We start from the raw sequence: 7,358 nt of genomic DNA on the forward strand, positions 1-7,358 counted from the left end.
CTGATTTAAAATCAGGGGCAAATATACTTCTTTTCAGGAAGAAACTATACCGAGCCTATAACATGTTTAAGGTCTGAAATCTGGTTATCCCAAAGCATTTTAGCTTCTTCTATTTCATCTTCTTCAGCAAAATCGGTTACTACCAGAGATACATCTTTTGTAATCTCATCTACCACAATACGCATTTCAAAAAACGAATGGTCATCAGCTTCCATCCATTTAAATTTTACCATTTCACCACTTTTTTTCCGTAGTAGTTTCGCTTGCTCCTCACTGCCATCCCAAATAAAAGTGAACATCTCACCACGTGAATTTACATTATCTGCAAACCACTCCGAAAGTCCGGAAGGCGTTGAAATGTATTGGTAAAGCAGTTGTGGCGATGAGTGTAGGGGGAACTCAATTTCGTACTTAATTTTATCCTGCATGCTGTTTGTGTTTAAGGCCCGACAATATAATTATTTCTACCAAATAGTTAAAACTAAATATCAAAAATATTTCTAGGCAATGATTTGACAAACACAAATTTGTTTCTATATTTGCACCCTTCTTTCAGAAAGATGTATGCGGCGAGGTAGCTCAGTTGGTTAGAGCGTCGGATTCATAACCCGGAGGCCACGGGTTCAAATCCCGTCCTCGCTACCAGAATTAAAAAGGTTTTCCAGTCAGGAAAACCTTTTTTAATGTAAAAGCATAAATTTTACACTTTGGCAACTCCATTAATGGTATATTTTTATCTGGTTTATTTAATCTAAAAAAATAAATTCTTAAACAGAGTGTATTACGGTTTTATACGTACTCCCCTTTGGGGGTTTTTCCCTTTTCTATCTTTTGATCCTCAGATATTTAAAAAAAATACAGACCTTTAGTAAGCTCTCCCGGCACACCATTACATATCCCCTTTTTTTAACTCTGCTTTGTTATGCAGGTTTTGACAGATTTGCTATGAACCGAAATATCAGTATTTCTGTATCACATATCATTGATCTGTACGTAGCGCTAAAAAAAAAATAACCTTTAAACCTTCATTCAAATGAACAATCCCTTTCATATTCAACCTGAACTTCGATATGGAGCACCCGTATGCGATGAAATTTTAATTGGCAGATACTTTACTATTGGCTATTCCTGGTATTTCAGACAGGCCAAGTGGACCCTGGAGATCATAAACAGAAACGACTATCTTTTGACAGAGGCTGACCGGATGAATAATTTTCGGGCAGATGTACGAATTCCCAGAAGGTTCAGAGCCGGGTTAAAAGCTTACAGAGCAAGTGGCTATGACAGAGGGCATTTAGTGGCCAGTGCAAACAATGATATCCTGGAAATTCAAAACAGTGAAACTTTTTTGTTGTCAAATATGTCTCCTCAAACACCACATTTTAACCGCAGAATATGGCGCGAACTGGAAGAAGCCATTCGAACATTAAACAATAAACAGAACGTTTTAGAAACCTACGTGCTTACCTGTCCCGTATTCTATTTTGACAAAAAAGTAGAAACTATTGGTGATGATGAAGATGAATATGGCATAGATGTACCCGTTCCACATGCGTTTATTAAAAGTGTATTGGCAGAAGACGACAAAGGAAGGCTAAAACTTTGGACTTTTGAGATAGAAAATAAAGAACCGGATGGGGACTTAAAAGACTATTTGGTCGTTACTTATGATGCAGAACAAATAGTTGGCGGCAGGTTTTGGGATCGCATTAGCGGAGGCGACATGCACCAACAAAAAAAAGACCCTATAGATATTTGGGAGTATTAAAGTACGGTCAACAAAGTTATGTGCTGTGAAAAGTAGAAAAATATATTTCGGCTGTCTGTTTAGCATTTTCTCATTGTTGAAAAAATATACACACTTTTTGCATCAAGTGATTGAGATTTTTCCTTCTCATTATTTCTAATGTATCTTAGTATTTCAATAGATTTAATGTATGAGATGTGTTGGTCGTACTAAAACTTTCAAAAGGTGTAAAAATCAATGCAAGTTTCTTCTTTGCAGGCATCATAAATTTCAGTGGCTAAAACCAATTTCAATTATTCTAGGAGTTTTAACAACTTATGCTACTTTGTATTCTTTCTTTATAAGCGAAAATTCAAACTACGAACAAAAAAATACTAGTAATACAATTACGGAACAAAAGGAAGTTAAATCCATATTTAATTATGATGAGAAAAGCTTTAAAATTTTAATTGTTCGTTTTGAAGACTATCAAAATGATGAAAACACTTACTGCATTGGACGCGCAATTGAAGAACACATAAATGTTATCAACGTAAATGAAAATATCGGTCAACCCATCAGAACTGTTTACTCGGATAGTATACCTCCACCCAAAAATCTTAATCAAGCGAAAGAAATTCAAAAAAGACATCATGCGGATCTGATTATCTATGGTTTAGCAAAAAATGTATTGGCTAATTGTAATGGGGCGGATATATGTTTCAGGTATAATTTGGACAATTCATTTAAAAATTCGTTGACTGATGCTATCAATTTAAAAACGGTAAAACATGATCTTCAATATGTTCATACATCTCCTTTCGAAATTGAAACTGGTTTATTTCAGTTTGACAAAGTATCTATTAAACTATGGATCAAATATATAACCCAGATCAAATTTGATCGTAATAATGAAATTTTATCCAATTTATTGTTAGCACAAAATTATACTGATACTTTATCTTCAAATGAGAAAGTAAAAAGGTATTCTTCTCTAGGCAATGCGTATTTTGATCTGGAAGAATACGATAAGGCTATTGAAACTTTTAAAAAAATCTTTGACATTGATTCATTAAATGCGTATGCCCATCTAAGAATTAGTCATGCTCACTACTATCTGGACAGATTTGATGAATCTTTAATAAATAGTAACAAAGCCCTTGAAATAGATTCACTATACGCTTACGCATATAATGCAAGAGGAATTACCTATGATCAAATAGGGAAATTAGACTTAGCTATAGCTGATTACAGAAAAGCAATTTCAATTGAACCTACGTATGAATTGTTTTATCGTAATCTTGGTCTCGCATTTCGCAGACAAAATGAGTTTGATAATGCCCTTAACGAATTTAATAATGCTATTTCATTGAACCCTGATTCTGATGTTATCTATTGTGCTAGAGGGCATACTTATGAAGATATGGGGAATTATGATGAGGCAAAAAAAAATTATTTAAAAGCTATATCCCTGAACGAAAAAAGTCATCATGCTTACTATAACTTAGGAAACTTATCTCTTTATAAAAAAGAATACAAAAAAGCAATTTATTACTATTACAAAGATTTGGCCATCGATTCAAATTCTATTGCAACGTATATTGCATTAAGCACAGCTTCAATCGCATTAAAAAAACATGATGATGCATTTAGCTTTCTTAAGAAAGCTAAGAAAATAGATTCTTTAAATTCTGAAATTGATTATACCAAAGGACAGGTATACTTAAATCAAAAGAAATATAAAAAAGCTTTAGAACAAATAGATAAAGCAATCGAAAAAAACAACAAATTAAAAAAGTATTATTATTTCAAAGGACAATGTTTATCAAAATTAGAAGACTACCAAGAAGCAGTTTCACAATTTGATGAAGTAATTCAAATTGATTCAACCTATTCATTAGCATATTTTCAAAGAGGTCACGCAAGAAGTAAGAACAAAGAGTATGATCTCGCGATAATAGATTATAATAAATCTATTAGTCTGGATAAAAAGCAAAACATCTATAATTCTCTCGCTTATAATAATAGAGGAGTTGCATATAGTAAAGTGGGTAAATATAAACTAGCCGTAAATAATTATACTAAATCAATTAGTTTAAATCCTAAATCAGTGTATCCATATCTTGGTTTAATCGATATTTATTTATTCAAAAAATATGGTTTCGTAGTTATATTAATTGTGATAGTTATATTTTTTAGAAAGAAAATCAAATTTCTCAGATCTATGTTTGGTTAATGAATAAATCACTCAATAAAAGTATCATATCAGTTTTACGATATCTTAAAAGGGGAAATATCTCTTACAAAAAAGGGGGGAAATACGGTATAAAATGACATTGTGTTTTACTAGATTTATCTAACTAATAATCAAAAACTTACAAACCATGCCACATTACGCACAAGGAACAACCGGATGGACCAAACTAAAAAGTTATCAGGCTTTATGGGATCCTAAAATTGATCTGGGTAAATTTTATTTTACAACCTTTCAGGGAAACAGACAGGAAACACCTTATATGACGGCCGAAAATTTTGCTAGAGTCATTGATATCCTGAGAAACGAAACTCCTGTTTATGGAAATGCCAGTACAGGCTCTGTAACTACACAGGGAGAAGATGTAGGAGAAGAAGAAAGTTAACCAAAGACAGTCTCGAACTGTTCAATAAAAGCCTTCAACTAAAGTTGAAGGTTTTTATTTTATACTTTTATAAAAGTAAGTATTCCCGAATGATTGGAATTTAGTGCTGACAAACATGGCCAAAACTTACTTTTTAGCTTAAAATTAAAACCGATGCGAGTCTTCAAATTACTATGGTTGCTTTTTATAATTTTTGGTTTTTTTGCCTGTGCAGATAATGCACCGGACGATAAAGTGCCAGATCCGGCTAAAAAAATGCTGTTAACGGCCGTTGAGAAGTTCAACACGGCATTTCAGGAGGGAAATACAGCTATCCTGGAATCTATGATAACAGAAAACTACATACACACGAACGGAGCTTCCTCACCTGTTGGAAAAAAAGAATGGGTGCAATACCTGCGTAAACGGGAAAATGAAATCACATCAGGCACCCTTAAAGTCATTGCCTATACTATGAATGAAATGGAAATTACGTTCCATAGCCATATAGCCATCGTAACCGGAAAAATACATGTACATGGTGAAAAAGAAGGAATAACCCACAAAGACGAATACAGAGTTACCCATGTTTGGGTTTATGAGAAAGGAACCTGGAAAAGAGCAGGGTTTCACGATGGAAAAATAAAATAGCATAAACTAAATAGTATCCCATTTAAAATTAACTGATCGATGAAAAAATTTTTTATTGTACTGAGCTGCCTCCTTTTTTTAAACATATCCAAGGGGTAGGAGATTGAAATGAGGCTTACTTTTTTTGGTTATAAGTTTATACAAAATGAAGAAAGACTTACCTGGAACCAATTGGCTACCGCTACTGAAGCAAATAGGGAAGCCAATCTTTTAATTAAAAAAGCGAAGACTCAAAATACGGTTTCTTCAGTACTGGCAATGGTTGGTGGGGGACTTATTGGAATTCCGATAGGACAATCTATAGCCGACGTTGATCCTAATTGGACCCTGGCCTATATTGGGGGAGGGATCGCTGTTATTAGTTTTCCCTTCTCTTTAAGTGCTTTTAACAACGTTAATAAAGGCATTGATAAATACAACCTTTCTTTAAAGCATACTTCAACATCTGCATTCAGTCCAGAATTTAGAGTTATCGCTAATAGAAATGGTATTGGACTTTCAATGAATTTCTAACACTGGTAAGTATGAATGTATAATAGGTTCTAAAATCACTAATACAAAAATCATTTTTGTTAGCGAGAGGATGAAAATTAAACATATAACCATCTGGGTTATCGATTTGGAAAGAATGAAAAATTTCTATTTATAATTCTTTGATCCGAATTCTAATAAAAATCTCACATGTGGGGTTAGGGGCTACCAGATCGGTATCCAATAAAGTACTATTTACAATTAAATACTTGTGAATAAAAACCGTGTTTCCGTATTCACTATCTTATATTTGATGCTTCCCGAAAAAAGGGTACTACATACCTAAATAAGAAAACTCGAAAAACTTTTGAATACAGTTTAAACCCTCTTTAAAACAGAAGCTATAAGAAGAAAACGCTGCATACAGAGTATCTAAAATATGAGAAGAGTATGTAAGTATGCAAACTTGAGATTAAGTGACAAGTATAGATTATTGAAAACATGTATCTTGCATATATACTTGTACAAATACCCCGAACTCATAAATGGAGAAAATAGCAAAAACTAAAAAAACAAATCCGGAATCAGTTTCACGTGTTGAAAATGAAAATATCATGAAAACGTTACGAATAAATAATGTTGAAATTGAATTTTTGTTAACTGGAGAAAAAAATTCAGAAACTATTGTATTCGTTCACGGATTAGGGGCCAACCTTTCCCAGTTCAGGTTACAGCAAGACTATTTTAGTAAAAACTTTAAGGTAATAGCCATTAATTTAAGAGGCCATGGCAAATCATTACAGGTACACAAATATACACCTTCCAAGTTTAAACTATCAGTTATGAGTACCGATATCATTGAACTCCTGGCCTATTTAAAAATTGACAAAGTTCATTTTGTAGGAAACTCATTAGGAGGCAATATAGGGTATGAAATTCTAAGATCCCATCCCCATATTTTAAAGTCATTAACAACCTTCGGTACCACCGGGCAATTAAATAAACCAAGATTCTCTTTAGGTATATTAAAATTCATCTATAAAATAATAAGCCCCAAAGCTATTGGCAACTTATCTCAATTGGCAGGGCAGACAAAAGAATCAAAAGATCGTATCCGGGAGATGTTCTCAAAAGTTAATAAAATAACTCTACTTTCAACTCTTCCCAATATTGCCAAGTTTGATTACCTGGATGTGATTAAAAATTCATCTGTACCAGGTATGATCATTAAAGGTGAAAAAGATCAGAATATTAATAGAACCATACAAAGTACGATTAATGAATTTGAGAACAGAGGTAATTTTAAATTACATGAAATAAAAGACACGGGACATTTTGTAAATCTAGACAATCCGGTTTTGTTTAATAAGGTTCTTGAAGATTTTATTTTGAACCTCAATAAATAACAATAACCGGGGCGTATAAACATGGTATAATGTTTATTTTAGAATCAGGGGATCCTCACTTTATCATATTTCTGGAAACAAAAAAATCATAAGTCTTTCTAAATAAAAAAAAGACTAAACGATCTTACAAAAGATGAATGGAATACATGGTTCCCGGTTGAACTGGTCAACCATGATCCTGAGTGGAAAAATATATACAAAAAAGAAAAAGAGCGAATACTTGAAAAAGTTGATTCGGAGTCTGTTTTACGGATAGAACACTTCGGGAGTACATCCATTCCAGGTATCAAATCCAAGCCGTATATTGATATGATGATCGAAATTCCCGACAGATTGCTTTTTGACAAAAACTTACTTTCAAAATTTTCAGAACTGGGATATACGCATTTTGTAGTTCCGGGCCGTGAGAACATAGAAACCTGAAGCCTTCCCTAAAAATAGGACAGCTTAAAATTAGAATTTTCTAACTTTAAATTTTAACTGTCA

The 7,358-nt window shown here is 33.1% G+C and carries 8 protein-coding genes and 1 tRNA gene; 8 read left to right on the top strand and 1 reads right to left on the bottom strand.

Annotation, left to right across the window (positions count from 1 at the left end):
* Positions 1-44 precede the first annotated feature (44 nt).
* Positions 45-428, bottom strand: a complete 384-nt coding sequence (locus WAO84_RS11825) for an START-like domain-containing protein (protein ID WP_340066001.1) — start codon at positions 426-428, stop codon at positions 45-47.
* A gap of 140 nt (positions 429-568) precedes the next feature.
* On the opposite strand from WAO84_RS11825, the gene WAO84_RS11830 reads away from it, so the two are divergent.
* The 8 genes from WAO84_RS11830 to WAO84_RS11865 all read left to right on the top strand — a co-directional run bounded on the left by WAO84_RS11830 (position 569) and on the right by WAO84_RS11865 (position 7,295).
* Positions 569-645, top strand: a tRNA-Met gene (locus WAO84_RS11830).
* Between the two features lie 388 nt (positions 646-1,033).
* The gene (locus WAO84_RS11835) at positions 1,034-1,768 is read left to right on the top strand and encodes a DNA/RNA non-specific endonuclease (protein ID WP_340066002.1); all 735 of its coding nucleotides are present in this window, start codon (positions 1,034-1,036) and stop codon (positions 1,766-1,768) included.
* A gap of 169 nt (positions 1,769-1,937) precedes the next feature.
* Positions 1,938-3,962: a tetratricopeptide repeat protein gene (locus WAO84_RS11840; protein ID WP_340066003.1), complete on the top strand. Its 2,025-nt coding sequence runs from the start codon at positions 1,938-1,940 to the stop codon at positions 3,960-3,962.
* A 148-nt stretch (positions 3,963-4,110) separates the two neighbouring features.
* A complete protein-coding gene (locus tag WAO84_RS11845; RefSeq protein WP_340066004.1) occupies positions 4,111-4,365 on the top strand; it encodes a hypothetical protein in 255 nt (84 codons plus the stop codon).
* A 153-nt stretch (positions 4,366-4,518) separates the two neighbouring features.
* Positions 4,519-4,995, top strand: coding sequence for a nuclear transport factor 2 family protein (locus tag WAO84_RS11850; RefSeq protein WP_340066005.1), 477 nt, complete (start codon positions 4,519-4,521; stop codon positions 4,993-4,995).
* A gap of 108 nt (positions 4,996-5,103) precedes the next feature.
* Positions 5,104-5,508, top strand: coding sequence for a hypothetical protein (locus WAO84_RS11855; RefSeq protein WP_340066006.1), 405 nt, complete (start codon positions 5,104-5,106; stop codon positions 5,506-5,508).
* A gap of 572 nt (positions 5,509-6,080) precedes the next feature.
* Positions 6,081-6,872 carry an alpha/beta fold hydrolase gene (locus WAO84_RS11860; RefSeq protein WP_340066007.1) on the top strand — a complete coding sequence of 264 codons (792 nt, stop codon included), beginning with the start codon at positions 6,081-6,083 and terminating at the stop codon, positions 6,870-6,872.
* Positions 6,873-7,034: 162 nt separating this feature from the next.
* On the top strand, positions 7,035-7,295 hold the full coding sequence (locus WAO84_RS11865; protein ID WP_340066011.1) for a GrpB family protein: 261 nt from the start codon (positions 7,035-7,037) through the stop codon (positions 7,293-7,295).
* Positions 7,296-7,358: the final 63 nt, after the last annotated feature.

Source organism: Ascidiimonas aurantiaca, assembly GCF_037646345.1.
GTDB lineage: Bacteria > Bacteroidota > Bacteroidia > Flavobacteriales > Flavobacteriaceae > Ascidiimonas > Ascidiimonas aurantiaca.